Annotated in this window: 24 protein-coding genes, 1 tRNA gene and 2 other RNA genes; 9 read left to right on the top strand and 18 right to left on the bottom strand. The window is 52.7% G+C overall.

Going from position 1 to position 26,646, the window contains the following annotated elements; all coding sequences use genetic code 11:
• The first annotated feature begins 25 nt into the window (after positions 1 to 25).
• Positions 26 to 1,033 (top strand): substrate-binding domain-containing protein, encoded by a 1,008-nt coding sequence (locus ACLJNW_RS17050; protein ID WP_023204145.1) that lies wholly within the window; start codon positions 26 to 28, stop codon positions 1,031 to 1,033.
• Here the strand turns inward: ACLJNW_RS17050 and ACLJNW_RS17045 are convergent.
• The 10 genes from ACLJNW_RS17045 to ACLJNW_RS17000 all read right to left on the bottom strand — a co-directional run bounded on the left by ACLJNW_RS17045 (position 1,024) and on the right by ACLJNW_RS17000 (position 10,132).
• Positions 1,024 to 1,142: non-coding RNA, RtT sRNA (locus ACLJNW_RS17045), on the bottom strand. The genes ACLJNW_RS17050 and ACLJNW_RS17045 overlap by 10 nt on opposite strands.
• Before the next feature lie 35 nt (positions 1,143 to 1,177).
• Positions 1,178 to 1,311, bottom strand: a non-coding RNA gene (locus tag ACLJNW_RS17040) — RtT sRNA.
• Between the two features lie 34 nt (positions 1,312 to 1,345).
• Positions 1,346 to 1,422 (bottom strand) — tRNA-Pro (locus tag ACLJNW_RS17035).
• Between the two features lie 90 nt (positions 1,423 to 1,512).
• Positions 1,513 to 3,204: a kdo(2)-lipid A phosphoethanolamine 7''-transferase gene (eptB, locus tag ACLJNW_RS17030; RefSeq protein ID WP_001269258.1), complete on the bottom strand. Its 1,692-nt coding sequence runs from the start codon at positions 3,202 to 3,204 to the stop codon at positions 1,513 to 1,515.
• Positions 3,205 to 3,421: 217 nt separating this feature from the next.
• Positions 3,422 to 3,949, bottom strand: a complete 528-nt coding sequence (lpfE, locus tag ACLJNW_RS17025; RefSeq protein WP_000792957.1) for a long polar fimbrial protein LpfE — start codon at positions 3,947 to 3,949, stop codon at positions 3,422 to 3,424.
• A 5-nt stretch (positions 3,950 to 3,954) separates the two neighbouring features.
• On the bottom strand, positions 3,955 to 5,034 hold the full coding sequence (gene lpfD, locus ACLJNW_RS17020; protein WP_000914255.1) for a long polar fimbrial protein LpfD: 1,080 nt from the start codon (positions 5,032 to 5,034) through the stop codon (positions 3,955 to 3,957).
• Between the two features lie 17 nt (positions 5,035 to 5,051).
• On the bottom strand, positions 5,052 to 7,580 hold the full coding sequence (gene lpfC, locus ACLJNW_RS17015) for an outer membrane usher protein LpfC (RefSeq protein WP_000220312.1): 2,529 nt from the start codon (positions 7,578 to 7,580) through the stop codon (positions 5,052 to 5,054).
• A 22-nt stretch (positions 7,581 to 7,602) separates the two neighbouring features.
• Positions 7,603 to 8,301 (bottom strand): long polar fimbrial chaperone LpfB, encoded by a 699-nt coding sequence (gene lpfB / locus ACLJNW_RS17010; protein ID WP_001082123.1) that lies wholly within the window; start codon positions 8,299 to 8,301, stop codon positions 7,603 to 7,605.
• Positions 8,302 to 8,385: 84 nt separating this feature from the next.
• Positions 8,386 to 8,910, bottom strand: coding sequence for a long polar fimbria major subunit LpfA (gene lpfA, locus ACLJNW_RS17005; protein WP_001519917.1), 525 nt, complete (start codon positions 8,908 to 8,910; stop codon positions 8,386 to 8,388).
• Positions 8,911 to 9,427: 517 nt separating this feature from the next.
• A complete protein-coding gene (locus ACLJNW_RS17000; RefSeq protein WP_023204146.1) occupies positions 9,428 to 10,132 on the bottom strand; it encodes an autotransporter outer membrane beta-barrel domain-containing protein in 705 nt (234 codons plus the stop codon).
• Positions 10,133 to 10,288: 156 nt separating this feature from the next.
• On the opposite strand from ACLJNW_RS17000, the gene tag reads away from it, so the two are divergent.
• Together tag and ACLJNW_RS16990 are read left to right on the top strand one after the other, a co-directional pair.
• On the top strand, positions 10,289 to 10,870 hold the full coding sequence (gene tag / locus ACLJNW_RS16995; protein ID WP_001188416.1) for a DNA-3-methyladenine glycosylase I: 582 nt from the start codon (positions 10,289 to 10,291) through the stop codon (positions 10,868 to 10,870).
• Positions 10,848 to 11,288: an N-acetyltransferase gene (locus tag ACLJNW_RS16990; protein ID WP_023204147.1), complete on the top strand. Its 441-nt coding sequence runs from the start codon at positions 10,848 to 10,850 to the stop codon at positions 11,286 to 11,288. The genes tag and ACLJNW_RS16990 overlap by 23 nt, the downstream gene beginning before the upstream one ends.
• Here the strand turns inward: ACLJNW_RS16990 and ACLJNW_RS16985 are convergent.
• Positions 11,257 to 13,590, bottom strand: a complete 2,334-nt coding sequence (locus tag ACLJNW_RS16985) for a molybdopterin guanine dinucleotide-containing S/N-oxide reductase (protein WP_024154671.1) — start codon at positions 13,588 to 13,590, stop codon at positions 11,257 to 11,259. The genes ACLJNW_RS16990 and ACLJNW_RS16985 overlap by 32 nt on opposite strands.
• Positions 13,591 to 13,741: 151 nt before the next feature.
• Here ACLJNW_RS16985 and ACLJNW_RS16980 point away from each other — a divergent pair, with 151 nt between their 5' ends.
• On the top strand, positions 13,742 to 14,404 hold the full coding sequence (locus ACLJNW_RS16980) for an OmpA family lipoprotein (protein ID WP_000747548.1): 663 nt from the start codon (positions 13,742 to 13,744) through the stop codon (positions 14,402 to 14,404).
• 218 nt (positions 14,405 to 14,622) lie between these two features.
• Positions 14,623 to 15,597 carry a glyoxylate/hydroxypyruvate reductase GhrB gene (ghrB, locus tag ACLJNW_RS16975; protein ID WP_023204149.1) on the top strand — a complete coding sequence of 325 codons (975 nt, stop codon included), beginning with the start codon at positions 14,623 to 14,625 and terminating at the stop codon, positions 15,595 to 15,597.
• A 49-nt stretch (positions 15,598 to 15,646) separates the two neighbouring features.
• On the opposite strand, the gene ACLJNW_RS16970 is transcribed toward ghrB, so the two are convergent.
• Positions 15,647 to 16,357: a DUF3053 domain-containing protein gene (locus ACLJNW_RS16970; protein WP_000190524.1), complete on the bottom strand. Its 711-nt coding sequence runs from the start codon at positions 16,355 to 16,357 to the stop codon at positions 15,647 to 15,649.
• Between the two features lie 438 nt (positions 16,358 to 16,795).
• Here ACLJNW_RS16970 and ACLJNW_RS16965 point away from each other — a divergent pair, with 438 nt between their 5' ends.
• The 3 genes from ACLJNW_RS16965 to cueP all read left to right on the top strand — a co-directional run bounded on the left by ACLJNW_RS16965 (position 16,796) and on the right by cueP (position 18,299).
• Entirely contained in the window at positions 16,796 to 17,086 is a 291-nt protein-coding gene (locus ACLJNW_RS16965) for an HTH-type transcriptional regulator (protein ID WP_000455790.1), read from the top strand.
• 287 nt (positions 17,087 to 17,373) lie between these two features.
• Complete coding sequence (gene cspA, locus ACLJNW_RS16960) at positions 17,374 to 17,586, top strand: RNA chaperone/antiterminator CspA (protein ID WP_000014594.1); 213 nt, start codon at positions 17,374 to 17,376, stop codon at positions 17,584 to 17,586.
• Between the two features lie 173 nt (positions 17,587 to 17,759).
• Positions 17,760 to 18,299 (top strand): copper-binding periplasmic metallochaperone CueP, encoded by a 540-nt coding sequence (cueP, locus tag ACLJNW_RS16955; protein ID WP_000047139.1) that lies wholly within the window; start codon positions 17,760 to 17,762, stop codon positions 18,297 to 18,299.
• Positions 18,300 to 18,348: 49 nt separating this feature from the next.
• On the opposite strand, the gene glyS is transcribed toward cueP, so the two are convergent.
• The 3 genes from glyS to ACLJNW_RS16940 all read right to left on the bottom strand — a co-directional run bounded on the left by glyS (position 18,349) and on the right by ACLJNW_RS16940 (position 21,780).
• The gene (gene glyS, locus ACLJNW_RS16950) at positions 18,349 to 20,418 is read right to left on the bottom strand and encodes a glycine--tRNA ligase subunit beta (RefSeq protein WP_020437730.1); all 2,070 of its coding nucleotides are present in this window, start codon (positions 20,416 to 20,418) and stop codon (positions 18,349 to 18,351) included.
• A gap of 9 nt (positions 20,419 to 20,427) precedes the next feature.
• Positions 20,428 to 21,339 carry a glycine--tRNA ligase subunit alpha gene (gene glyQ / locus ACLJNW_RS16945; RefSeq protein ID WP_001168551.1) on the bottom strand — a complete coding sequence of 304 codons (912 nt, stop codon included), beginning with the start codon at positions 21,337 to 21,339 and terminating at the stop codon, positions 20,428 to 20,430.
• Positions 21,340 to 21,477: 138 nt separating this feature from the next.
• A complete protein-coding gene (locus ACLJNW_RS16940; RefSeq protein ID WP_000605590.1) occupies positions 21,478 to 21,780 on the bottom strand; it encodes a YsaB family lipoprotein in 303 nt (100 codons plus the stop codon).
• Between the two features lie 165 nt (positions 21,781 to 21,945).
• On the opposite strand from ACLJNW_RS16940, the gene ACLJNW_RS16935 reads away from it, so the two are divergent.
• Positions 21,946 to 22,941, top strand: a complete 996-nt coding sequence (locus tag ACLJNW_RS16935) for an acyltransferase (protein WP_023204151.1) — start codon at positions 21,946 to 21,948, stop codon at positions 22,939 to 22,941.
• 22 nt (positions 22,942 to 22,963) lie between these two features.
• On the opposite strand, the gene ACLJNW_RS16930 is transcribed toward ACLJNW_RS16935, so the two are convergent.
• The 3 genes from ACLJNW_RS16930 to xylA form a co-directional block, all read right to left on the bottom strand.
• Entirely contained in the window at positions 22,964 to 23,317 is a 354-nt protein-coding gene (locus ACLJNW_RS16930) for a YiaA/YiaB family protein (protein ID WP_000340935.1), read from the bottom strand.
• Positions 23,318 to 23,491: 174 nt separating this feature from the next.
• Positions 23,492 to 24,946: a xylulokinase gene (gene xylB, locus ACLJNW_RS16925; RefSeq protein ID WP_000275328.1), complete on the bottom strand. Its 1,455-nt coding sequence runs from the start codon at positions 24,944 to 24,946 to the stop codon at positions 23,492 to 23,494.
• Positions 24,947 to 25,045: 99 nt separating this feature from the next.
• Complete coding sequence (gene xylA, locus ACLJNW_RS16920) at positions 25,046 to 26,368, bottom strand: xylose isomerase (protein ID WP_023204152.1); 1,323 nt, start codon at positions 26,366 to 26,368, stop codon at positions 25,046 to 25,048.
• Positions 26,369 to 26,646 lie beyond the last annotated feature (278 nt).

Here is a 26,646-nt window from a genome sequence, read left to right as displayed (position 1 = left end):
CAAATTTTCGCAGGTCAGGAAGCAGATGGCTGTTCAAAATAAAAAACGCGCAAAGTTGATTGATGTTGCCCGCCATGCAGGCGTATCGCCAGGGACGGTATCCAATGCATTGCACAACACCCGCTTTGTCGAGCCGCAGACGCGACGACGTATTGAAGAGGCCATTGTTGCGCTCAACTACACGCCGAATATTCGCGCCCGCCAGTTACGAACCGGCAAAACCAATACCATTGCCTTGCTCTCTTCGGTGCCGCTGGCGATTGCCTCCGGCGCGTCACGACTGGGATTTATGATGGAGGTGGCGTTAACGTCCGCGATGATGGCGCTGGAAAAACAGCATGCGCTGATTCTGGTGCCGCCGGGGGCAAATCCACTGGATGCCGTCAGCTTTGACGCGGCGATCCTGATTGAGCCGGCGGAGAACGACCCGCAGCTCCAGGCGCTGGCGCAAGCGGGCATTCCCTGCGTCACCATTGGCCGCACGCCGGGGACCGACACGCCTGTGCCGTGGGTGGAGCTGCACTCGGCGGCAACAGCACAGCTTCTGCTAACGCATCTGGAGGCCTCCGGAGCCAGCAAATGTGCGTTATTTGTCGGTAACACACGGCGAACATCAGTTCTGGAGAGCGAAGCGGCTTACCAGCGCTGGTGCGCGGGGCGCCAGGACCCCGTCGTCTACTCTCTCAATGAAAGCGAGGGTGAAAATGCTGGCTACCAGGCCGCGCAGCAGCTATTACAGGCGCATCCCGACGTTGACGGCGTGCTGGTGCTGATAGATACCTTTGCCAGCGGCGCGGTACGCGCTTTTCAGGAACAAGACATCGCCATACCTGAACAAATGCGGGTGGTTACTCGCTATGACGGTATCCGCGCGCGCGAATCGCTGCCGCCGCTGACGGCAGTGAATATGCATCTTGATGAGGTGGCGCGACAGGCAATCACGCTCCTGTTTGCCGTTCTGTCGGGTGAGAAGGTCAGCTACAGCGACGGGATCATGCCTGAACTGGTGGTGCGAGCGTCAACCTGCCGGTGACAGAGGATGACTTGCCACTGCGGGCCGTTGCTGGCGCAACGTTCTCTCGCTTCGCTCGGGTCGAACCTCTTGCCCCCGGAGGTTCTCATCCTCGTCAGGCTTCAGATACAAAAAACCCCGCTCGTTGAGCAGGGTTTCTGAATTTGGTCGGTGATAGAGGATGACTCGCCACTGCGTGGCTCGCCCTGCGGGCCGTTGCTGACGCAACGTTCTCTCGCTTCGCTCGAGTCGAACCTCTTGCCCCCGGAGGTTCTCATCCTCGTCAGACTTCAGATACAAAAAACCCTGCTCGTTGAGCAGGGTTTCTGAATTTGGTCGGTGATAGAGGATTCGAACCTCCGACCCCTTCGTCCCGAACGAAGTGCGCTACCAGGCTGCGCCAATCACCGAATGCGGGCGCATCTTACTGCTCAGGCGCACGCCCGTCAATCCCTTAGTCGCAAAATACAATTCAATCGGCGAGAAAGTCGGCAGACAACCTACTTCGCGGCGACTTTCTGCGCATCGGGAATATGGCACCAGTTGTTGTTCTGGTTAATGCCGCCATTCGGCGATGTATACCCCAGGCAGCCCATTATCGTATCGTATAGCTCCACATGACGACGCGGCACTTTGATCTCCGCCTGCTGTTTCAGGTGAGCGAACATCTGCGCATGTTGCGGACTGGCAAGATATTTATCCGACATCCATACCAGCATCGGAACACGGAATTGTTCCGGCGGCGCCATATTGCGCGGCGTACCGTGCAAATGTTCACGTTCGTTAATCGACTCGCCGTGGTCAGCGGCGTAGAACACAATCGCTTTTTTATCACGTAGCTGATCGAACACACTGGTAATAAAGTGATCAACATAGGTCACGGAGTTATCGTAAGAGTTGATCATCTGCGCTTTCGTGCAGCCGCTATCGACCCCAATACATTCGGGCTTCCACTGAGCGTAGCTGCGCGGATAACGTTGCGTATAGTTAAAATGCGATCCCTTAGTATGCAGGATAATCAGATGTTTACCCTCCGGGTTCTGGGCAAGCGAGTTCTGCATCTCATCAATCAACAGCATGTCATCAACCGTTTTACCACGGTTACGCGGCTCGGCGCCAATCTGCTCGCGGTAGGAGATATTATCCGCCATGGTATTGCTATAAAACCACATCTCGCTCTGCATGGCGTACAGATCGGAACTGAATCCGAGCTGTTTGAGTACGGCAAAAACATTCTGCTCTTTTAACGTACGCTGCGGGTTATTATCCGCCCCACCTTCCCGTACAAACATACAGCGTAAAGAAAGCTTCGTCGCGGTATCGCAGGAATAGCCGCGGAATGCCGCCAGATTTTTTTCCTGCGCCAGCTTCGGCGTGGTATTACGCTCGTAGCCGAAAATCCCCATGTGATCCCAACGGGTCGTCTCACCGATAATGAAAACGACGTAGGTGTCATCCCCATCTTTCGGCGCAACATAGGTAAATTTCCTGGCCGGGTTTATTAACGAATTATTGTCTGACGACTCATCTACCTGCGCCCAGGCATACAGCCCTAACGCAGATAACCAGTTTGAAGGCAGATAGGAGTTCGCCACCACGCCGCCATAGCTGGGTAAGTCGATGCCTGTCGCCCGTTCAACCTTTTTTTGCTGTATATCCAGCAGGCGGATAGGCGCCCACACCATTACGCCTGCGAGTACCACTACAGCGGCGCTGCGAAAACGCTGCCCCGGCGTACGTAGCTGGCGCAACAACGTGTAGCGACAGTGGTTACTCCAGATAAAGATGAGCGGAAGCACGCTCACGGCAATCAGCCACAATACAAAGTGCAGCCCCACCACCTCTTTCGAGAGATCGATATCGGTGGTCATAACAGACGCAATAATGCCGTAGCCAATCACCACGTTCAGGAAGGTCATGTAATAACTGGCGCCAGCGGAAAACAGCACCACCAGCGTGGCCAGCACACGCCAGACGCGTCGGCCAAACAGTGAAAGAAGACGAAGTAAGAAGAAAGTGACCAGCACCGTGGCGCCCAGTTCGACAACTGCGGAGAGGCCTTTCCAAATGGTAAATTCTTGTGCATAACTGCCGAAACGGCGGTAAAACACGGCGCAATTCATAAACAGACCGATATAGAGCGCAAGCAAGAAACTAAGTTTCTGTTGCGTCATCGATTTAATGTATCTCATGCAAACAAACCCTGGGAATCGGGATAAAAACGACCTGTACAACGATTCTGTAATCAAACAGGTAAATATGCGGCTAACGCAGATGTAAGAAAGTCTACAAGCACGGTTAAGTAGACCACAAGCAGAGGGGAAAGTGGCAACGGAGAGTGTGATCGGAGAAGATTTTTACAAAAAATCACTAAAAATGGAAAAGGGCCAGCGAACTGGCCCTCAGTGATTATTCGTATGTGACGCTAAAATTCACCGTCGCATTCGCTGTGCCAACGGTGGCATCCGGCTTAACAGGCACATAGCTGGCGATATAGTTCAGCTTGTTCGTACCATCAAACCAGACAGTGTGTTCGACAGGCGTAGAGTCGGTACTGGAGGGGTATTGTTGCTCCCCACCAGATGTTTTAATTTTTAACGCCACGCCCGTCGCGCCGCCGCTATCCAGGGCAAAAAGCGAGGGGTCAGTCGGGTCCGGAGAACCGTCCATCGTAACGCTGGCCTTTGTGGCATACGCGCAATCTTTTAAGCCGATGCTAAAGTTTTTCTGGTTCAGCTCTTTACCCACTTTTACCGGGCGCTGAAGCACCACGGTCTCCATATTGACGTCGATACTGTCGTTTTCCAGTTCACAGGTAGCCGCCTTAATAGTAATGGTAAAGTGGATATCACCAGCAGAACCGATATTCGACGGTGCCGCCATCGCGGAAGCGGTAAGCAGTAAACACGCTGGCATCAAAGCATGAAGGTTTTTCATCCTGCTTACTCCACATCAATACGCATGGTGGCAATTCCCTCGAAATCCCCGGCGGCCGGCAATTTGCCGGTGGTACTGATGGGGTAAGCCGAAATGGTCGTTGAGGCGGTACGGTGCGTGTCGTCAACAAGACCCGATACGCTCAGCTCCTGATTAACACTGGCGTCATTTGGCACCAAAATTTTACCGTTAGCGCCCTCAATGACGGCACCGATATCCGGGTTGCCCATGTCGATGGCATTCGAATCATTAGCGTTTGGCATTCCCTCAATACGCAGGAAGATCTTTACGCCATCGGAAATATTGGTGCATTTAAACTGCAGCTCTTTGGTGAATTTCGTGGCGTTCTTTGCAACTTGTCCTTTGCGATCTTTAAAATCAGTGGCCTTAAATTCCCCAAACGGAATTTCCAGCGTGCTGCCGCTGGAGAGTTCACAGCCCTGAGGTACCGTAATTGAACCACTGATATATACAGACGACGCAGGTATACTGCCATATACACTGGGTTTCTTTGTCACAAAAAGGTCCATTATTTTGGTGCTAGGTATAATACTTTCACCCACAAACGGATGGAGAATATAGAGCGATAAGTGACCTTTGCCACCGGATGTCCATATTGCATCTTTACTACTTGCATTTTGCGAACACTGAGAGCGGTTGTTTGTCAGGTTACCTACATTCTCAAACGGTGTGTTAACGTATTCTCCTCGTCCCCCCGAAATCAGTACATCGCTCGCAATGGCAATATTATTATTGATCTGGTAATAGGAGCGACTCTCTATATTCGTAACAAAGGCCAGAGGAACCACAGCCTTAAATAAGGTGTCATTTATAAGAGAGGTATCATCAGGGCATTCACAGGACATCGCATAGGTTCCACCTAAATTCCAGCTATCGAAATCTACGAAGGTCGCACCCGTTGTGTTCTTTGACGTATCTGAAACTGTTTTATTTATGGTGGCACTGAAGATATGTGTTCCACCTTCAGGAGTACATGGTCCAAAATCTGCCGCTGCCAGCGCCTGCCCCGAAAACAGCACCGACCCGCCCAACAGGCCCGTAAACATTATCAACTTTTTCAACATAATCGTTTCCTTCCCTGTTACCGGCAGACGGCATTCGCCATCACCACGCCGGTATTATCCTGTTGTTCCGGCAGCGTAAACGCCACGCGGCATTGCTGTGCCTGGTCTTTACCCCAGTTCACCTGAAGGGCACCTTTCTCCGGCATCCCGCTGATATAAAGCTGACCGTCTTCACCCACAATGCTGCTGGACTCTTTTGTGGTATCCAGCAGCGTGGCGGTAGCACCAAACGGCACCGCTTTGCCATTGGCCTGCGTCAGATTCATCAGCACGCGATAGCCCACTCGGGTATCGAAGCGGGCACGAACAATCGCGCCGCGTGTCGGCACTACGTTGACGGAGGCGGTATCCAGGTCAACCTGGTTGTTCAGGCTGTCGCTTCGCAGTGAGACTTCCGTTTCACGGTACGGAGTAAGGTAAGGCACGACCGCATTACCCATCCAGTCCACTTCCACACCACCGTTGTTGATCACGTGCGCGCCGCGCGCGCCCGGCGCGGAGATAATGGCCATGGATTCACCCAGCGGTTGAGAAAGAGTGATACCTTCGCTATGGGCTATCACACCGCCGCGCAAACCGTAGTTCACCTGCTGGCCGTCACGGTTGTAGTTGTAACCCAGGCTGGCGCTACCCACGCCGCCCTGGTAATCCAGGTTCACGCTGCCGCTGTTACCCACGCCGTTGCTGCCGTAGCCTTCCTGCACACTATAGTTCAGGTTGTGGTCTTCCAGCGCGGTGCCGCTCACCCCTAACTGCTGGTTGGTTCGGCCATGCTGATCGGTCGTGAGGTGGTAGTTACTCCACACGCGTCCCAGTGGAATCGACATGGAGAATGACAGTAAACGATCGCTCTCATCCCACTCCGGGCTTTTCGTCCAGGTGTAAGCAACGCTGTAGTTCACGCGGCCAATACGGCCGTTATAACCGGCATTCAGCGAACGCTGTTTACCTTCATCGTTCCAGTAGTCCTGCTGCGTGACGTTAAAATAGACCGAGCCCCAGGCGCCCAGTTGCTGCGTCACGTTGCCCTGAATCTGACTACGTTTGTGGTACTGGCTATAAGAGCTGTCCGCATCGCTGCGCACATCCGTCGCTTCCTGGAAGGTGTAATAGCCGCTGGTCGAATACTTGTAACCCAGCAGACGGAAATCTGTACCGCTGTTAAAGCTCTTGGAGTAGAGGAAACGATAAGACTGACCTTCCGAATTCTCCTCATTTGCCAGCTTGCTTTTTGCCTGGGTTACATCGATGGAGATCGCGCCGATATAACCGAAGTTTTTACCTAATCCTCCCGCCAGCGAGTAATAGTCGTCAGAGAAGATCGCACCACCGTAAACGGTAAAGCCATACGGCAGGCCGTACATGGCATCAAGCTGCCCGAATTTCGGCTCGGCGCTGTTATAGTTCCCGGCACGGTATTCCCCGGCGGAAAGGCTGTATTTGAGATGGCCTTCACGCTGGAGGAGCGCCACCGAGGAGAACGGCTGAACGAACTTCTGCTCACTGCCGTCCGATTCTTTAATGGTGACCGTCAGGTCGCCGCTGTTTGAGGTTGGATACAGGTCGTTAATTTCAAACGCACCCGGCTGAACAAACGTACGGTAAATAACGTAGTTGTTCTGCTCAACGGTAACTTCGGCGTTACTTTTGGCAATACCCCGGATGACGGGCGCAAACCCGCGCTGGCTGTCAGGCAGCATCTCTTCGTCGGAAGTTAACTGCACACCGCGCATCTGAACGCTGTCAAAAATATCACCGGCGGTGGAGGTATCCCCCAACGTCAGCTGTGATTTCAGCGGCACAATGGCACGGCTTAGAGATGTGCCAATGTTATCCCATGTGTTGTTACCGTCGTTTCGCGTCCAGGTGCTATAGTTACGTAACCGCCATGCCCCCAGGTTCATACCGCTGCGCAGATTCAGATAGTAGCTGTCGCTGTTGTAGCTGGTTTCACTGTCGTGTGCGTCATAGCTGGCGTTGCTGCCGGAAAAGTTATAATCCACCAGCAGGGCATTCACCCCTTCGTCCCACTGCGATTCTGGCACCGTACCGCGCGCTGTCTGCTTCATCGCAGCCTGCGGGAAGCTCATGATCAGGGTCTGGTCTGCAAAGTCGAAATGGCTGGCGGCCTGGGGAATAATGTCGTCAAAAGCAACACAGGCTTCAGGCGGGGCCATTTTCAGCGCCGGGAAGCTATCAATACGCACGCCCATATCTTCAAGCTGCACGCGGCTTAAGCACGGCACCAGGGATTCACCCATTTTTGCGCGCTGCGCCTCTGTCGCTGCCTTAAACTCCAGGGTGCGAGACTCCATTTTTTTTTCGTTGACCACCACCGAGACGCGGTATTTACCTGGCAGGTGTTCAGCTTTATTGGATTCATACATTGAAAGGTCAACGTGCTGATCAATACCCGGCACATCCTCCAGAAAGCGCGGGTTAAATGTTCCCGCATACGCGGGGAGCGTACCCGCTATCATCAGCGCAAGCGCAGACTGCGTGAAACGCGAGGTCTTATTGCCCAGAGGAAGATGCGTCCATGTCATAGTAATAATCCTTTAAAACGTGTTAGTTAACGCGCTGTGTCAACATGTCGCCAGCCGTGCCAAAGTCATTAATAATGTTGTATTTAACTTCGCTTACCTTGCCGGTGCCGGCTGGCAGTTCAATATTCAATGAGCCTTTTGCCGGAACCATTCCCGTTTTTTCAATATCACGGCCGTTGGCATAAAATTTATTAAACGTCAGGTTAAAGGCAGATGGGTTTTCCACTTTGATCTGGTTAGCCCCTGCGCTGGTGAACTGCAGTTTGTTCCAGCCGTCCATGCTATTGCCTTTCAGGCCCGCCGGGCGATAGAACAGTTTTAAGCGGGTACGTACGGCGATCTGCAGTACGTTTTTAGCTTCCGCGTCTTCACTTTTGGCAGGAATAGCTTTTACGTTAATCCAATAAACGGACTCGCGATCCTGCGGTAACGTGTTCGTCGTATTAACAATACGTAAAACGTTATTTTTAGTCGGGCTTAATTTAAATAACGGTGGAGTGATGATAAAGGGCGTCTTTTTATTACCGTTAGCATCATCAATCCATGACTGAATGAGAAATTCATCCGTGGTGCTTTTATTATTTACCGTAAGAGAAGCTTCCTTTCTACTACCGTCATAAATAACACGCGTGCTGCTTAATGCCACGCCTCCGGCAAAACTGTTTTGAGCAATCAACGCCAGCACCAGTGCTGTGCAAGATATCAAACGTGAGCGGTTCATGATTCTCTTCCTGAGCCTCCGCTGGAAAAAATGGCAACGGGATTTCCGTTGCCATTATGATTGTCTGTATTAACGAAAATTCGATTATTCGTAGGACAGGTTGAAGTCCACTTCTGCGTTACCGTAACCAGTGGTTACAGTATCTTTTGTTGCAACGTAGTTAGCGGTGTAGTACAGCACGGTCTGACCAGCAGCCAACGTAGTGGTGGATTTACCGGTGTTCATTTCAACAAGCTTGTTAGCGTTGTCGTAGATACCGATGCCCACGCCAGTTGCCGCACCTGCTTCAGTGTTAACAGAAACCAGTGTCGCATCGTCTGTATCACCAACGCCATTGAAGCTTACGTTAACTTTGGTATTAGAGGTGATGTCACAGTCTTCCAGTTTGATCTGGAAAGGCTTAGAAGAAGACTTGTCGCCAATGGCTTTGAAGATATTTTTCTTAACCTGACCCAGCACAACTTCCTGGTTCTGAGAGTCAGTAGAAACGACGCATGGCGCGTCAACGATTTCACCGGTGAATTTAATGGTGCCGTCACCAGATTCAGCAGCGAAAGCAGAAGTGGAAACTACAGCGAGAGCAGACAGAGCAAAAACAACCTTTTTCATTAAAAACTCCATTTATGACGGTAGATAACAGAACGCATCCTTAGGATTATCTGCATTCTGTGAGGAAATGGAGTGTATAGAGGTGGGTATTGGATACTATAATTAGTATATATAAAAATAATTGTTAGTTAATCTTAAAAAGAATAGAAATCAATATGTTACAAATGCAACGTACATAAATGTAATTTTTTATTAAGAATAAATTAATATAATTAATATATTATTTCTTCCTATTCATAAATAAGTTAAATGTCTTCCTTATTTATTAGACGTTTTTTTAACTACAATTGATTAGGTATTTGTGCTAAATAAAAAAAAGAGCACCAAATGGGCGCGCTGTACGCCTGGTGTTGCATGCGTTACGCAGACGCTTCGCTAACCCCCTCCCGCTGCGGCTGGCGAATAGTGGTGGAAAGTGCCAGCGAGATGATTAACAACGCAAAGATAACGCAGACGGTTAGCACCCTACTCCCGCCACAAGAGCTGTTATCACTGCGTTTCGATGGTAATTTTTAAGTTAAAACCTGGCGCTCACCCCCAGGGTATACAAATAATCGCTATCCGTAGCGCTATTTTCCGCCTGGGAAAACGCCGCATACGCCGCCATGTGCGGGTTAAGTAACACGTCCGCGCCTACGGTGACATCCAGCCAGTTTCCCGCCTGATTTCCTGCGGTCATACGACTCAACCCGGACTGCGCTTTCCAGATATTTTCCCCAAACTGTTGGTTATAGCTGATTTGCGCCCAGGGACGGACATCGCCGAACTGCGAGTTTACCCGCCAGCCTAACGTACTGACGCTGGCGTGCCATAACGGATCGGTAAACGCTAATGTCGTCGCGCTATCGCCATATTCGTTATACATTGATGACGTCGAACCGTCGTAATGCAGCGCCGCGACCGGCCCAGTGGTCACGCGTCGGGAAAGCGGAAAATTCCAGCCCATACTGATACCGCTGGTCGCATCAAGCGGGGTTTCATCCGCTAGGCTAAGCACCGGCCCCACCGTATTTTGCGTAGACTGAATACGTTCGGCCAGTATGTCGTTGTAATTCGGTTGGTGATCGCTGTCCCAGGTATAGCGTTCCGTCGTATGCCCCGGAGCCGCTTCAGCGATATATTCTTGTTGCCAGGCATATGTGGTATTGATAAAAAACGAGCAGGCCATAAGGCCCGCCAGACAACGCAATGTCCGGCGACCACGGCGTTTTCTTACAATCATCAACGCGACTCCAGAGTAGAGCCGAATTCGGCGATATTATTGTCATTGAATGAAGGATGTCGGGCATCAGCCCTGTATTAACTATTGTCCTTTTAGCGGGCCCGTCAAGGCGGGTTGAAGGAAATTTTCGCGGTAACCACAATAACGAGGAAGTCTATGCAGCGTTGCGACTGGGTCAGCCAGGACCCCCTTTATATTGCCTATCATGATAACGAGTGGGGCGTACCGGAAACTGACAGCAGAAAGCTGTTTGAAATGATCTGTCTTGAAGGTCAACAGGCCGGTTTATCCTGGATCACCGTGCTTAAAAAGAGGGAGAACTACCGCGCCTGTTTTCATCAGTTTGACCCGGTACGCATCGCAGCTATGCAGGAGGAGGATGTTGAACGCCTGCTGCAGAACACAGGCATCATACGACATCGCGGTAAAATTCAGGCCATTATCAGTAACGCCCGCGCCTGGCTTGCGATGGAGCAAAACGGCGAGTCTTTCGCCGATTTTGTCTGGTCATTCGTTGATGGCCAGCCGCAGATCACCCAGGCGGCCAGCCTGGATGAGATCCCTACCTCAACACCTGCGTCCGATGCGCTTGCTAAGGCATTGAAAAAACGCGGTTTCAAGTTTGTCGGTACGACTATCTGTTACTCCTTTATGCAGGCGTGCGGACTGGTCAATGACCATATTACCGGCTGTTTTTGCCATCCGGGAGAAAAACATGATTCGCAAATCCCAGAGTGAAGACATGGCGTCTATTCTGGCGCTGTGGATGAAAAGTACCATTTATGCCCATCCCTTTATCGAAGAACGTTACTGGCACGAGAGCGAAGCAATTGTACGCGACGTCTATTTACCCGCCGCGCAAACCTGGGTATGGGAGGAAAATGGACAACTGAAAGGCTTCGTCAGCGTACTGGAAGCCCGTTTTGTCGGGGCGCTGTTTGTCGCCCCCGACGCGTTAAGACACGGCATTGGCAAAGCGCTTCTGGAATATGTCCAGCAACGTTTTCCTCTGCTGAGCCTTGAGGTTTACCAGAAAAATCAATCCGCCGTAAACTTCTACCATGCGCTTGGTTTTCGTATTGAAGATAGCGCCTGGCAGGGGGATACCGCCCACCCCACCTGGATTATGAGTTGGCAGGCGGATCAAACGCCGTAAGCGGTAGCGCCGGGCCGGTATATTTCTCAAACCAGACCAGCGCGGTGTTGCCCGCACAACCGTTCCCCAGCCGGGAACTGGGAAGATCTTTTGTCAGGACGTTTACCGCGCCGTTTTTGCATATGCCGCCTGCGGTAGGTTCAGGGTCCGGCCATGCGCCTTCGTGAATACAGATAACGCCAGGCCGAATTCCGTCGGTAACGACCGCGCCCGCCAGAACCTGCCCGCGATGATTCCAGACGCGTACCGTATCGCCATCGACGATTCCGCGCGTTGTCGCATCCTGCGGATGAATCGTCACCGGTTCGCGTCCGGCCACCGCATACCGCTCCCGTAACGAACTGTAGTTAAGCTGGCTATGCAGACGGTGCGCCGGATGCGCGGAAAGTAGCTGAACCTGTCCCGCATCGGCGTTCCCGTGCCACTCATCCGGCACCAGCCACATCGGATGACCGGGACAATCCGCGTAACCATAGCTGGCAATGCGCGCAGAATAGATTTCGATTTTGCCGCTGGCCGTTTTTAGCGGATGGTTATCAGGATCGCGGCGAAAATCCGCAAAGCGCACAAACTGCGCGTTGGCGGGATTCTCCGGCATTTCCAGTAAACGGTTAGCCTGCCAGAATGCGGCAAACGGCGGCAGCGTCACCCCCTGGCTGGCGCCACGCTGGGCGGCAATATTGTAGAAAGTCTCCAGCCACGCCAGCTCGCTTTTTCCTTCGGTGAACCGAGCGTAACCGCCGACTTCCCACCGTTCGCTCAGTTCAGCAAAAACGTCAAAATCATTCCGCGCCTCCCACCGGGGCGACACGACCTGCTTCATCGGCGCCAAATGCTGATTGCTATAGTCGCCGGTCATGGTTAAATCGTTGCGCTCATAGCTGGTGGTCGCAGGCAGAACAATATCCGCGTGTTTCGCGGCGGCCGTCCAGAAACATTCCGAGATAACGACCAGTTCCGGTTTTTGCCACGCGCGAATCAGACGGTTGGTATCCTGATGATGGGTAAAGTTCGCGCCGCCCGCCCACCAGATAAAACGAATATCTGGGAAGCGGCGATCCATCCCATTGTGTTGGTAAAACCCACCGGGGTTTTCCAGCGCCTCGACAATACGCGCCACCGGTATTTTATCTACCGCATCGACCCCGCCAGGGATGCTTCCCTGCATCGAGGCTAACACGGCGGCGCGGCGCGTCGGGTTTCCGCCGTTAGCAAAATGATAAGAAAAACCAAACCCGCCGCCAGGCATACCAATTTGCCCCAGCATTGCGGCCAGCGTAACGATCATCCAGTGCTTTTGCTCGCCGAACTGCTGACGCTGCATTCCCCAACCGGCCATCAACATGGTGGTGTTATGATGAAATATTTCCGCCAGTTCGCGGATTTTCACCGCAGAAACGCCGCAAATTTCCGCCGCCCATTCCGCTGTTTTGACCGTACCGTCGGTCGTGCCCAAAAGATAGTCGGCGAAGCGGTCATAACCCGTCGTGCAGCGGGCAAGGAACGTTTCATCCTGCCAACCGTTTTCCACCAGCGTATGGGCGATCCCCAGCATTAACGCCACATCGGTGCCCATATGTGGGGCGATCCACTCCATCTTATCGCCAAAAAAGTCGACGCTTTCCGATCGCATCGGATCGATGCAGATCAGGCGTTTGCCGCTTTGTCGCAGCGCCGCAAAATAGTCGAGCCCCTGTTCATCCGAGGCGTTCCAGGCAATTTTTAGAGTATTCAGCGGGTTCGCGCTCCAGAGCACCACCACCTCGCTATGTTCCAGCACCACCGGCCAGCTAGTCTGCTGCTGGTAAACCTCGTTGCCACCCACCACATAAGGCATGATAGCCTGCGCCGCGCCGGTGGAATAATCGCCAAGATGGCCGGTATACCCTCCCGCCAGCGCCATGTAACGCTGCAATAGCGTAGCCGCTTTATGCAATACGCCGTTCGAACGCCAACCGTAGGAGCCAGCGAAGATGGACGATGGCCCATAACTTTCGCGAATACGTTTGTGCTGAGCGTGGATCAGGTCCAGCGCGTCATCCCAACTTACGCGAACAAACTCATCCTGCCCGCGTATGCCTTGCGGCTTATCGGGAGAAGCCAGGAACCCTTTACGCACCATCGGGAAGCGAACCCGCGTTTTACTGTGCACCTGGTCATGCACAACGGTTTGCAGGGAGTTCTGGTGTGCCGTCGGGAGTTCGCCATACGAGGCAAAAATGCGTTCTCCGTCGGTTTCAACGCGGACTGGCCCCCAGTGTGCGGCGGTCAATACCGAATGACGCGATGGTGCGTGGGTCAAGGTTCGCTCCTGAATTATTGGGATTATTTATTTTGCCGATCAATGTTACTTACAAATTTCAGAGTTTTCCCTGGAATTTTCTTCATGTGCAGACGTCATAATCAACCGCCACGGTCGCTGTGGTAAAAATAAAAAGTGATAAGGATTTAAGATGAAAAAACGTGTATTTGTGATTGCTGCCATCGTGAGCGGCGCCCTGGCAGTATCTGGCTGCACAACAAACCCTTACACCGGCGAACGCGAAGCAGGTAAATCCGGCATTGGCGCGGGTATTGGATCGCTGGTCGGCGCAGGCATCGGCGCGCTCTCCTCCTCCAAAAAAGATCGCGGTAAAGGCGCGCTGATTGGCGCGGCGGCTGGCGCGGCGCTGGGCGGCGGCGTGGGTTACTACATGGACGTACAGGAAGCGAAACTGCGTGACAAAATGCGGGGCACAGGCGTTAGCGTGACGCGAAGCGGCGATAATATCATTCTGAATATGCCGAATAATGTCACCTTTGACAGCAGCAGCGCGACGCTGAAACCGGCAGGCGCTAACACGCTGACCGGCGTGGCGATGGTGCTGAAAGAGTATCCCAAGACCGCCGTCAATGTGGTGGGCTACACCGACAGTACCGGTAGCCACGATCTGAATATGCGTCTGTCGCAGCAGCGTGCTGACTCCGTCGCCAGCTCGCTGATCACCCAGGGCGTCGACGCCAGCCGTATCCGTACCAGCGGAATGGGGCCGGCGAACCCGATCGCCAGCAACAGTACGGCAGAAGGTAAGGCGCAAAACCGCCGCGTCGAAATTACCTTGAGTCCATTGCAGTAAACTACCGTACCGGGTAAGGCGGCATGCTTTACCCGGCCTGCATTATTCCCTCGCCAGACCGGATACACCTCGCATTATTCGGTATTCATTCACCATTTACCACGATACGGCTGCCGACAACGGGAAAATCGGCTGGTCGATTATTGCTAAGCGGGTTAATAATAAGCCTGTTCCGGTTGGCGCATGCCGCGCTTACCTTTTGATTTACGGAGAGTCGCATGAAGCCGTCCATCATTCTCTACAAAACCCTGCCTGATGATTTGCTGCATCGCCTGGAGGCGCATTTTACCGTCACCCAGGTACCGAACCTGCATCCGGAAACGGTAGCGCAACACGCGCAGGCATTTGCCAGCGTGCAAGGCCTTCTGGGCGCCAGCGAAACCGTTAACCGCGCGCTGCTGGAAAAAATGCCGGCGCTACGCGCGGCGTCAACCATCTCGGTGGGATACGATAATGTCGAGGTGGACGCCCTTACTGCCCGCAAAATAGTCCTGATGCACACGCCTGCCGTTTTGACGGAAACCGTTGCCGATACGGTGATGGCATTGATGCTGGCCACTGCCCGCCGCGTAGTGGACGTCGCAGAACGGGTTAAGGCGGGTGAATGGACAGAAAGCATTGGCCCGGCGTGGTTTGGCGTCGATGTGCATCACAAAACACTCGGTATCGTTGGGATGGGGCGTATCGGGATGGCGCTGGCGCAGCGAGCGCACTTTGGGTTTACCATGCCGGTTCTCTATCACGCCCGTCGGCGGCATCAGGAGGCGGAAGACCGGTTTAACGCCCGCTACTGCGATCTGGATACGTTGTTGCAGGAGGCTGATTTTGTCTGCGTGATCCTGCCGCTAACGGCAGAAACGCGACATCTGTTTGGCGCAACACAGTTTGCCAGAATGAAATCGTCCGCCATTTTTATTAATGCCGGACGCGGCCCGGTGGTCGATGAAAACGCGCTGATTGCCGCGCTGCAAAACGGTGAAATATATGCGGCAGGTCTGGATGTCTTTGAACAGGAACCGCTATCTGTGGATTCGCCCCTGCTGAACATGTCTAATGTCGTCGCGGTGCCGCATATTGGCTCGGCAACGCATGAGACGCGCTACAACATGATGGCCTGTGCGGTGGATAATTTGATTGATGCGCTGCAGGGAAAAATAGAGAAGAACTGCGTCAATCCGCAAGCGGCGGGATAACGCTACAGGCCCGATAAGCGCTGGCTTGCGCTTATCGGGCAGACTGTCATTACTGGGTCGCGTTTACCGCCGCCGTCCAGGCCTGATTAAACGCCTGATGCTGCGAGGCCAACGGCCCAATCAACGCATTATATTGGCTGGCCTGCTGTGAGGTCGGGAACTGAATGCCGTTCGCGACAAAGCTCACCTGCTCGCCCTGTTGCGCAATATAATCGCCCACTTGTACCAACTGCTGCGTAAAGATCTGCGCCGCCGGGATCAGCGGCTGCAAAGCATCTGCCGGCACGGTGACTACTTTTTTGTAGACCTGATCAAACACAGGTTTCAGGTCATCGGCCTGCTTTAACGCGCCATGCGCGGCATCAGCCTGCAGTTTTGCATTCTGCAACTGTTGCGCCAGCACGCCTAACGAACCATTTGCCTGCCGCAGCGGCTCGCGTTGCGTCATATAATCCTGCGGAACGCGGATGGCGTTAACGCTATCGACCACCGGGCGCAGACCGGAATCCATCGCCTGGTTTACCTGCTGCGAGTAGCCATACAGTATCGCGTAATCAGACACGAACGGACCAAACTGTTTTTTCTGATCGGCCGTCAGCGTTGGTAAACGCTCTCCGCTACGCATTGCTGTATTCTGCAGGAAATCGACAAACGCTTTGCGCTGATCGCCTTCTTTATCAAAACACCCGCTCAGGCTAAACACCATTAATAACGCCACAACAGGCGCAAACCAGCGAGAGCAGGACTTACCTGTCGCCATTGTTAATACTCCTTTCACCCAAAAATGCGCACAACGACACCTGCGTGCCTGACGGCTTACAAGGATAGTCCAGGTCAGGCTTGCAGGATACCCTTTCCACGCGATCTTGTAGCGGAAAATTATGTTTATCTGCATCAATGCTTAATTTGTTATTTTATTGTTAATTTTTGACCTGACACTGCGATAAAAAACGCGGCAAGAAAGCTTTCCAGCGGGGAGTGTAATATTTTTTTAATCTTTACAATTATTTTCTGAAAGACGGATATACCTTCCTGGATCAAATTGTTAGCGTCCTAAAAGTCGCGTAGCGTAAGGCATCGAAACGAATCGATAGCGCTTCCTGGCGGCGCGTCGCCCCCCACCCGCAAGTTTCCCGACTATTCTTAAGAGGCTTCGATGCACTTCACGATCCCGCTGTGTGATTTACAGGAGTTCTCAATGGAATATAAAGATCCGATGTTTGAGCTGCTGAGCAGCCTGGAACAAATTGTTTTTAAAGATGAAACGCGAAAGATCACCCTGACGCAAAAACCCAATCCTTTTACCGAATTTGAACAGTTACGGAGAGGGACGGGACTAAAAACAGATGAATTCGCCAGAGCGCTGGGCGTAACGGTTGCCATGGTTCAGGAATGGGAATCGAAACGCGAAAAACCCACGCCAGCAGAGCTCAAATTGATGCGCCTGATACAGGCGAACCCACGCTTAAGTAAGCAATTGATGGAGTAATTTTTACCCCTTTCTGTTTTAACGGTCCTGCGTAAGGACCGTTTTCCCCGCCCGATTCCTGGCCTGGAGAAATAAAGTAAAATAAAAGTTGCATCGCCCGGCATTACATGAGTTAATGTGCTCAACGGTTTGACGTACAGACCATTAAAGCAGTTTAGTAAGGCAAGTCCCTTCAAGAGTTATCCATTAGATACCCCTCGTAGTGCGCATTTCCTTAACGCTTAAAAAATCTGTAAAGCACGCCATAACGCCGAAAGGCACACTTATTTTTTAAAAGGTAATACACTATGTCCGGTAAAATGACTGGTATCGTAAAATGGTTCAACGCTGATAAAGGCTTCGGCTTTATTACTCCTGATGACGGTTCTAAAGACGTGTTCGTACACTTCTCCGCTATTCAGAACGATGGTTACAAATCTCTGGACGAAGGTCAGAAAGTTTCCTTCACCATCGAAAGCGGCGCTAAAGGCCCGGCAGCTGGCAACGTAACCAGCCTGTAAGCTTAAAAAGCTCAGAATTTTGAATCCCTGCCTGATGGCGGGGATTTTTTTATTCCAATTTCTCTCTCTCCCTCCAGCATAACTTTGCATTACTTTACCCTGCCTCCCTTTGACCTTTCCCTTAGGGGAACCCCTATAGTAGGCAAGGAGATTGTTCACAAGGAATTGAAGTTATGTCGAAATCATCATGGTTATTACTTTTGGGTTTATGCGCCAGCGGCTCCGCGCTTGCGGCATCCGCAGAATCCGCTTTTCTGGCGCAACACGGGCTGGCGGGAAAAACGGTTGAGCAGATCGTGGATACGATTGATCAGACGCCGCAGAGCCGTCCTTTGCCTTACTCCGCGTCGATTACCAGTACCGAGCTCAAATTATCTGACGGAGAGCAGATTTATACGCTGCCGTTAGGCGACAAATTCTATCTCTCTTTTGCGCCCTATGAATGGCGGACACACCCCTGTTTTAACCACAGCCTTTCCGGCTGTCAGGGAGAAATGCCGAATAAACCGTTCACTGTAAAAGTGACAGACAGTAAAGGCGCTGTCATCGTACAAAAAGAGATGCAAAGCTATCGAAACGGATTTATCGGTGTTTGGCTACCGCGCAATATGGAAGGGACGCTGGAAGTAAGCTACAACGGTAAAACGGCGTCACATGCCATTGCCACCAAAGATGACAGCCAGACCTGTCTGACGGAATTACCATTACGTTAAAAATAAAAAAACCTGCCCGAAAGCAGGTTTTTTTTATTTAACTGAACGCTTATTGCAGTAACGAAATATCCGCAACCTGCAGGAACAGTTCGCGAAGTTTCGACAACAGCGTCAGGCGGTTGATACGGATATCTTTCTCTTCCGCGTTAACCATGACATTTTCGAAGAATTCATCCACCGGCGCACGCAGAGCAGCCAGCTCAATCAACGCTTCCTGATAACGACCATCGGCAAAGTACGGCTGAAGCTTATCACGCAACACAACCAGATGTCTGGCCAACTCAATTTCCGCCGCTTCTTTCAGTACGGAGGCGTGGACGATATCGTTCAGCGGCTCAGTGGCTTTCGCCAGGATGTTGGAGACGCGCTTGTTCGCCGCCGCCAGCGCAGAGGCTTCTTCCAGGGTGCGGAAATGAGACACCGCCTTCATGCGGGCATCAAAATCTGCCGGACGGGTCGGACGACGCGCCAGTACCGCCTGGATAGTGTCGACGGTGTAACCTTCATCCTGATACCAGGCGCGGAAGCGACCCAGCATAAAATCGATCACATCATCGACTACGTTGGCATTGGTCAGCTTGTCGCCATACAGACGCACGGCTTCTTCGGTCAGCGTTTGCAGATCAAGGTTGAGGTTCTTCTCAACAATGATGCGCAGCACGCCCAGCGCGGCACGACGCAGCGCAAACGGGTCTTTGTCACCTTTCGGATGCTGGCCGATACCGAAGATACCCGCTAGAGTGTCCATCTTATCGGCGATCGCCAGCGCGCAGGCCACCGGGTTAGACGGCAGGTCATCACCGGCAAAGCGCGGCTGATACTGCTCGTTCAGCGCCACGGCCACATCTTCCGCTTCACCATCGTGACGCGCGTAGTGCATCCCCATCACGCCCTGGGTGTCGGTGAACTCGAAGACCATGTTGGTCATCAGGTCGCACTTGGAGAGCAGGCCCGCACGAGTGGCGTGGTTGACGTCAGCGCCAATCTGATCGGCAATCCAGCCCGCCAGCGCCTGAATACGGTCGGTCTTGTCGCGCAGCGTGCCCAGCTGTTGCTGGAACAGCACGGTTTGCAGACGCGGCAGATGGTCTTCCAGACGTTTTTTACGGTCGGTATTGAAGAAGAATTCAGCATCTGCCAGACGCGGACGCACCACTTTCTCGTTACCGGAGATAATCTGGGTCGGATCCTTCGATTCGATGTTGGCGACGAAGATAAAGTTCGGCAGCAGCTTGCCCGCGTTGTCATAAACCGGGAAATACTTCTGGTCGCCCTTCATGGTGTACACCAGCGCTTCGGCAGGCACGGCGAGGAATTTCTCTTCGAATTTCGCCGTCAATACCACCGGCCATTCCACCAGCGAAGCTACTTCTTCCAGCAGGCTTTCGCTCAGGTCGGCATTACCGCCAATCTTACGTGCTGCTTCTTCAGCGTCCGCTTTGATTTTGGCTTTACGCGCTTCGTAGTCGGCAATGACTTTACCGCGCTCCAGCAGAATTTGCGGGTACTGGTCAGCATTGTCGATAGTGAACTCCGGCTCACCCATAAAGCGGTGGCCGCGAATGACGCGGTCAGACTGAATACCCAGAATAGTCGCCGGAATGACCTTATCGCCCAACAGCAGGGTCACGGTGTGCACCGGACGCACGAAGTGTACGTCAGACGCGCCCCAGCGCATCAGTTTCGGGATCGGTAGTTTCGCCAGCGAGGTGGCTACCATGTTCGGCACCAGCGCTTCGGTACTTTCGCCCTTCACGTGGGCACGATACAGCAGCCATTCGCCTTTGTCGGTCTTCAGACGCTCGGCCTGATCAACGGTGATCCCGCAGCCGCGCGCCCAGCCTTCTGCCGCTTTGCTCGGTTTGCCTTCGGCGTCGAACGCCTGAGCAATCGCCGGACCACGTTTTTCGACTTCGCGATCGGGCTGAGATTCAGCAAGATTCGCCACTTTCAGCGCCAGACGGCGCGGGGCGGCAAACCATTCAACGTTACCGTGCGCGAGGCCGGCGTTATCCAGCTCCGCAGTGAAGTTCGCAGCAAAGGACTCAGCCAAACTGCGCAGTGCTTTTGGTGGCAGCTCTTCAGTGCCGATTTCCACCAGAAAAGTTTTCTCAGACATGGCCGCCTCTTACTTGTCTTTGTTGCACATCGGGAAGCCGAGGGCTTCACGGGAAGCATAATAAGCCTCTGCCACTGCTTTGGTCAGGGTGCGAATACGCAAAATGTAGCGCTGACGTTCGGTGACGGAGATAGCTTTACGCGCATCCAGCAGGTTGAAGCTATGGGCGGCTTTCAGAATACGCTCGTAGGCCGGCAACGGCAGCGGGTTTTCCAGCGCCAGCAGCTGCTGGGCTTCTTTCTCATACTGCTCGAAGCAGGTGAATAAGAAATCCACATCGGCGTATTCAAAGTTATAGGTGGATTGCTCCACTTCGTTTTGATGGAACACGTCGCCGTAGGTGGTTTTACCCAGCGGGCCATCGCTCCAGACCAGGTCGTAAACGCTGTCCACGCCCTGGATATACATCGCCAGACGTTCCAGACCGTAGGTGATTTCACCGGTCACCGGCTTGCACTCCAGGCCGCCGACCTGCTGGAAGTAGGTGAACTGCGTCACTTCCATGCCATTCAGCCACACTTCCCAGCCGAGTCCCCAGGCGCCCAGCGTCGGGTTTTCCCAGTTATCTTCCACGAAACGGATGTCGTGAATGGTCGGGTCCATACCCAGCTCTTTCAGAGAACCGAGGTACAGCTCCTGAATGTTGTCCGGAGACGGCTTAATCACTACCTGGAACTGATAGTAGTGCTGTAAGCGGTTCGGGTTTTCGCCGTAGCGGCCATCGGTCGGACGACGAGAAGGCTGCACATAGGCAGTCGCCATCGGCTCTGGCCCCAGCGCGCGCAGGCAGGTCATTGGATGAGAAGTTCCCGCGCCGACTTCCATGTCCAATGGTTGAACAATGGTGCAGCCCTGGCGAGCCCAGTAATCCTGTAAGGTCAGGATCAAGCCCTGGAAGGTCCTGGTATCAAACTTTTGCATATTATTTCGTGCTGGATACGTGTGGATTTAAAGGAAGGAGCCAGTATACCCGCTGGATGCGAGATATACAGTATGAAACCGGTTTGTTTAGCGAAAATTGCCGGATTTCGCGGCATCACACCTCACCAGGCGCGGCTTTTACCGCATAGAAAGATGTAAAAACTGCCCATCTGCATCAAAAGAGCAGACAAAACTCTCTTTACGGAAAGTATTACCACGCATCTCATAGCTCCCCTGAAACTGTTCGAAACCGGTAACAGCAATTTTCTGTGCGCCAGTATTGTAACGCTGCGCCGCCTGAGCTTTACACAATGCTTCCATATCCAGCGTGCGTGTTGGGCTCACTTTACTCTGCTGGGCTTTTTGCGTCGGTGGCGGTGTCGCTGTGCATCCCACCAGAGCGATGGCTATCATCACAGAACAGAAATACTTCATTATCATTTTTATTACCGTCTGGTTTGCTGGTCAGTCTTATTATTAAGGTTTGTGGGTAGCAGACACATTGTGCGAATCTCCTTACGCCATCACAAGATGTAGCGTAGAAAGTCGGATTTTTCCAGTGAGCCACCGCGCTGGAACTCTATTGAAACGGAAGCTGAGGAACTGATGCAGCCTAAAATTAACTGGATTGATAACCTGCGAGGGATCGCCTGTTTAATGGTAGTGATGATCCATACTACAACGTGGTACATCACCAACGCCCACAGCGTCAGCCCGCTAAACTGGGATATTGCGAATGTCCTGAATTCGGCTTCGCGCGTTAGCGTTCCTCTGTTTTTTATGATTTCAGGCTATCTTTTTTTTGGCGAGCGCTGCGCGCAACCGCGGCATTTTTTACGTATCGCCCTGTGCCTTATCTTTTACAGCGTTGTCGCCCTGGCTTACATTTCACTTTTTACTTCGATCAACGTCGAGCTTTCGCTAAAAAATGTGCTGCAAAAACCCGTGTTTTACCACCTGTGGTTTTTCTTTGCGATTACGGTGATCTACCTGGTATCGCCATTAATCCAGGTAAAAAACGTGAGCGGCAAAATGCTCCTGATGCTGATGGTGATCATTGGTATTATTGCTAACCCAAATACTGTGCCGCAAAAAATTGGCGGCGTTGAATGGTTGCCCATCAATCTGTATATCAACGGCGACACGTTCTACTACATTCTCTACGGTATCCTGGGCCGCGCCATTGGAATGATGGAGACGCAAAAGTCATCGCTGACGCTTATCTGCACTGCCCTGTTCATCATCGCGGTATTTGTTATTTCTCGCGGCACATTGCATGAATTACGCTGGCGCGGAAATTTTGCCGATACTTGGTATCTGTATTGCGGTCCCATGGTGTTTATTTGCGCCGTCTCACTGTTCACGGTAGTTAAAAATAAGCTGAATGCGCGGACGTTACCTGGACTGGGGCTTATCTCCCGCCACTCGCTGGGTATTTATGGTTTCCACGCGCTGATTATCCATGCGCTACGTACTAATGGTCTGGAGTTAAAACGTTGGCCGCCGTTAGACATCGTGTGGGTTTTTGCCGCGACGGTGACAGGAAGCCTGCTACTTTCCATGCTGTTACAGCGTATTGATAAACGGAAATGGGTTAGCTAAACGACAATGATGGCTCCGGCCATCATTCATCATCACTGTAGGAAGCGTAAAGATCGGTTCCATATATACTGACCCCCAGCGCCACCAGACACAGTATTTTCAGCGCGCCCGCCAGCGCCAGGTTAAATACGCCGACCGCGACCATGCCGATGCCAAGCAACAGCAAAGATTTGCAACGAGAAAGCAAGCGGCCATTTCCCGTGTGTTCCTGGCGAATTAAGACTGGAAAACCACACATGACGATTGCCGCAAAAAAATATCCCTTTTCGCTTAATGTATGACAGCCTGGCCACAGTCCCACCAGGTATACCACTGCACCGACAACTAACATTCCCAGGCCGAATATCCGTTTCCTGCGCGCAACGTGATCGTCCATCTCACTCTCCTTGTGGTTGTGTGAGACACATTAAGCGAAGAAATAGCGATGAAAAAGGCGCCTGCCCAGCAATAATATAAAAATCAGAAAACACACATACTTACTTCGATATAATTCAATAGAATTAATATTTACGGGAAATGCCTTTCGGCCAAAACCGAAAGGCATTCTGACTTATGACATCAACGGCAACAGCTGCTGATAAAGTCGACGGAAGGTTTCACGACGTTGTTGATAAACCGCATGACGCTGCGCATCAGGATAATGCGCCTGCTCCAGCGGCAACTGCGGCAATACATCGGCGAGCGGGGTCTGTTTATTCACCGCAATTTGCGCCAGACGCGCCGCGCCCAGCGCTGGCCCTACATCGCCGCCAGTACGATAATCAAGCTGTAGCCCGCTAATATCAGATAGCATCTGACGCCAATATTCGCTGCGCGCCCCGCCGCCGATAAGCGTCACGCTGGCGGGTTTGACGCCGCAGGCGTGAACCACATCCATACCGTCCGCCAGAGCATATCCCACGCCCTCCAGTACCGCCCGCGCCAGTTCCGCCGGGCCATGCTGATGGGTTAAACCAAAGAAAACGCCTTTTGCCTGCGGATTATTGTGCGGCGTGCGCTCGCCGGACAGGTACGGCAAAAACCAGATCGAATCGGCATGCTCATCCGCCTGCTGTGCGGCGGCAATCAGCGCCGGGACGTTCTCCTGCCCGGTGAGTTTAGCCGCCCAGTCCAGACAAGAGGCGGCGCTCAACATCACAGACATTAAATGCCAGCGTTCCGGCAGCGCATGGCAAAAACTGTGTACTGCGCTCTCCGGTTTACTCAGAAAGCCGTCGCTGACGGCAAAATAGACGCCCGATGTTCCGAGCGAGAGCATCGCCTGTCCGGCATCGATCATTCCTACGCCGACCGCGCCTGCCGCATTGTCGCCGCCGCCCGCCACCACGGGTACTGTTGGCATTCCCCATGCGCTGGCTACCTCCGGCAGCAACGTTCCGGTAATGTCACTACCTTCAAATAACGCTGGCATCTGCTGTCGGGTTAAATGACAGGCGTTGAGCATAACGTCGCTCCAGTCGCGCTTTTTCACGTCCAGCCACATCGTTCCCGCCGCATCCGACATATCGCTGGCAAAGACGCCTGTCATTCGCAGCCGCAGAAAATCTTTCGGCAGCAGAACCTTGTCTATCTGGTAGAAAATATCCGGTTCGTGGCGCTGCACCCAGACTAATTTGGGCGCGGTAAAACCGGGCATCATCAGATTACCGGTTATCGCACGCGACTGCGGCACCTGTTTTTCCAGCCAGGCGCACTCTTCGCTACAGCGTCCGTCATTCCATAAAATCGCTGGTCGCAGAACCTGCTGACGGCTATCAAGCAATGTCGCGCCATGCATTTGTCCGGCGATGCCCAACGCCCGGACGCCACTTAACGACTGTTGCCGACCTAAACCTTTAACCGCACGATCCGTCGCCTGCCACCACTGCTCTGGTTCCTGTTCCGACCATAAGGGATGCGGACGCGATACGGTCAGTTTTTCAGTATGCGTAGCCAGCACATCGCCCTGCTCATTCAACAGGATAGCTTTTACACCCGATGTACCAAGATCGATCCCGATATACATATTGTGGGTTCCTTTACTGAAAGCGCCCGGCAGCGCTACGCTTACCGGGCTAATCACGACTACAGGCCGGGCTAACGCGGAGTCGCCCGGTAGATAGGGTTATTTATCAAACAGATAACGGTTAACCAGATTTTCTAACAGCTCCTGATGACCGCTTTGATGTACTGGCGCCAGATTATGCTGCTCCGCATACTGCGCCAGTTCGCCTAAGGAGAGTTGTCCTTTCAGAATCTGCTGACCCAGCTCGCCATTCCAGCCGGCATAGCGCTTCGCCACGCGTTTATCCAGCTCGCCGTCTTCAACCATACGCGCGGCGATTTTCAGCGACAACGCCATCGTATCCATCGCGCCGATATGACCGTAGAACAGATCGTATTTATCGGTGCTCTGGCGACGAACTTTGGCGTCGAAGTTGAGACCGCCCGTCGTGAATCCGCCCGCTTTCAGGATTTCGTACATCACCAGCGCGTTCTCTTCAACGCTAATCGGGAACTGATCGGTATCCCAGCCCAGTTGCGCATCGCCGCGGTTGGCGTCAACGGAGCCAAAAATACCCAGCGCGATAGCGGTCGCGATTTCATGGTGGAACGAATGGCCCGCCAGCGTCGCGTGGTTCGCCTCAATGTTCACTTTGATCTCTTTTTCCAGGCCGAACTGTTTGAGGAAGCCATAAACCGTTGCAACGTCATAATCATACTGATGTTTTGTCGGTTCCTGCGGTTTCGGTTCAATCAGCAGCGTGCCCTGGAAACCCATTTTATGTTTGTGCTCGACCACCATTTGCATAAAGCGGCCAATCTGTTCGCGTTCCTGGCGCAGATCGGTATTCAGCAACGTTTCATAACCTTCGCGCCCGCCCCACAGGACGTAATTTTCGCCGCCCAGTTTATGCGTGGCGTTCATTGCCGTAACCACTTGCGTCGCTGCCCAGCTAAAGACTTCCGGATCCGGGTTAGTGGCGGCGCCTGCGCCATAGCGCGGGTTGGTAAAGCAGTTCGCCGTTCCCCACAGCAGTTTTACGCCGCTCTGCTCCTGTTTCGCCGCCAGCACATCCACCATCTGCGCGAAGTTGTTTTTATATTCTTTCAACGACGCGCCTTCCGGCGACACATCCACGTCATGGAAGCAATAAAAAGGCACATTCAGTTTGTGGAAAAATTCAAACGCCACGTCCGCTTTGCGTCTCGCCAGCTCCAGCGCTTCGCCCGGTTGCTGCCACGGACGATTAAACGCGCCTACACCAAACATATCCGCGCCGTTCCAGCAGAAGGTATGCCAGTAACAGGCCGCGAAACGCAGGTGATCTTCCATACGTTTACCTAAAACCAGCTCGTCGGGATTGTAATGACGAAATGCCAGCGGGTTAGTCGATTGAGGGCCTTCATAGCGAACACGATCGAGTTGGTCAAAATAAGCCTGCATAGTGAGCTCCATAATCAGATAAGACGGCAAGTAAACGACATAACGTCATACTGGAATTTCCTGATTTATTGCTCAATTACGTTATTTCACACCGCTATTAAGAGAATCCCCAAATGTGCTCTGGCTCTCAAAAAAACGCTGAAAACCACAGAAGAAAAAAGCGATCGCGATCGAATCCTGGCAAATAAACAAAAAACCGTAATATATAGATAAGAAATGACAATTGTCATCCGCCGTTTGCTGTGATGAATTTCGCATAACGTTTCAGGCGCAAAATA

The organism is Salmonella sp. SAL4457 (genome assembly GCF_046548235.1).
In the GTDB taxonomy this organism is placed as follows: domain Bacteria; phylum Pseudomonadota; class Gammaproteobacteria; order Enterobacterales; family Enterobacteriaceae; genus Salmonella; species Salmonella enterica.
Note: the sequence above shows the minus strand (reverse complement) of the source record. Positions and strands in the feature narration are given on the sequence as shown.

What these genes read in the sequence shown, in the direction of transcription:
- ACLJNW_RS17050 (WP_023204145.1), top strand. Translation starts at nt 26, where the DNA reads ATGGCTGTTCAAAATAAAAAACGCGCAAAGTTGATTGATGTTGCCCGC.
- eptB (WP_001269258.1), bottom strand. Translation starts at nt 3,204, where the DNA reads ATGAGATACATTAAATCGATGACGCAACAGAAACTTAGTTTCTTGCTT.
- lpfE (WP_000792957.1), bottom strand. Translation starts at nt 3,949, where the DNA reads ATGAAAAACCTTCATGCTTTGATGCCAGCGTGTTTACTGCTTACCGCT.
- lpfD (WP_000914255.1), bottom strand. Translation starts at nt 5,034, where the DNA reads ATGTTGAAAAAGTTGATAATGTTTACGGGCCTGTTGGGCGGGTCGGTG.
- lpfC (WP_000220312.1), bottom strand. Translation starts at nt 7,580, where the DNA reads ATGACATGGACGCATCTTCCTCTGGGCAATAAGACCTCGCGTTTCACG.
- lpfB (WP_001082123.1), bottom strand. Translation starts at nt 8,301, where the DNA reads ATGAACCGCTCACGTTTGATATCTTGCACAGCACTGGTGCTGGCGTTG.
- lpfA (WP_001519917.1), bottom strand. Translation starts at nt 8,910, where the DNA reads ATGAAAAAGGTTGTTTTTGCTCTGTCTGCTCTCGCTGTAGTTTCCACT.
- ACLJNW_RS17000 (WP_023204146.1), bottom strand. Translation starts at nt 10,132, where the DNA reads ATGATTGTAAGAAAACGCCGTGGTCGCCGGACATTGCGTTGTCTGGCG.
- tag (WP_001188416.1), top strand. Translation starts at nt 10,289, where the DNA reads ATGCAGCGTTGCGACTGGGTCAGCCAGGACCCCCTTTATATTGCCTAT.
- ACLJNW_RS16990 (WP_023204147.1), top strand. Translation starts at nt 10,848, where the DNA reads ATGATTCGCAAATCCCAGAGTGAAGACATGGCGTCTATTCTGGCGCTG.
- ACLJNW_RS16980 (WP_000747548.1), top strand. Translation starts at nt 13,742, where the DNA reads ATGAAAAAACGTGTATTTGTGATTGCTGCCATCGTGAGCGGCGCCCTG.
- ghrB (WP_023204149.1), top strand. Translation starts at nt 14,623, where the DNA reads ATGAAGCCGTCCATCATTCTCTACAAAACCCTGCCTGATGATTTGCTG.
- ACLJNW_RS16970 (WP_000190524.1), bottom strand. Translation starts at nt 16,357, where the DNA reads ATGGCGACAGGTAAGTCCTGCTCTCGCTGGTTTGCGCCTGTTGTGGCG.
- ACLJNW_RS16965 (WP_000455790.1), top strand. Translation starts at nt 16,796, where the DNA reads ATGGAATATAAAGATCCGATGTTTGAGCTGCTGAGCAGCCTGGAACAA.
- cspA (WP_000014594.1), top strand. Translation starts at nt 17,374, where the DNA reads ATGTCCGGTAAAATGACTGGTATCGTAAAATGGTTCAACGCTGATAAA.
- cueP (WP_000047139.1), top strand. Translation starts at nt 17,760, where the DNA reads ATGTCGAAATCATCATGGTTATTACTTTTGGGTTTATGCGCCAGCGGC.
- glyS (WP_020437730.1), bottom strand. Translation starts at nt 20,418, where the DNA reads ATGTCTGAGAAAACTTTTCTGGTGGAAATCGGCACTGAAGAGCTGCCA.
- glyQ (WP_001168551.1), bottom strand. Translation starts at nt 21,339, where the DNA reads ATGCAAAAGTTTGATACCAGGACCTTCCAGGGCTTGATCCTGACCTTA.
- ACLJNW_RS16940 (WP_000605590.1), bottom strand. Translation starts at nt 21,780, where the DNA reads ATGATAATGAAGTATTTCTGTTCTGTGATGATAGCCATCGCTCTGGTG.
- ACLJNW_RS16935 (WP_023204151.1), top strand. Translation starts at nt 21,946, where the DNA reads ATGCAGCCTAAAATTAACTGGATTGATAACCTGCGAGGGATCGCCTGT.
- ACLJNW_RS16930 (WP_000340935.1), bottom strand. Translation starts at nt 23,317, where the DNA reads ATGGACGATCACGTTGCGCGCAGGAAACGGATATTCGGCCTGGGAATG.
- xylB (WP_000275328.1), bottom strand. Translation starts at nt 24,946, where the DNA reads ATGTATATCGGGATCGATCTTGGTACATCGGGTGTAAAAGCTATCCTG.
- xylA (WP_023204152.1), bottom strand. Translation starts at nt 26,368, where the DNA reads ATGCAGGCTTATTTTGACCAACTCGATCGTGTTCGCTATGAAGGCCCT.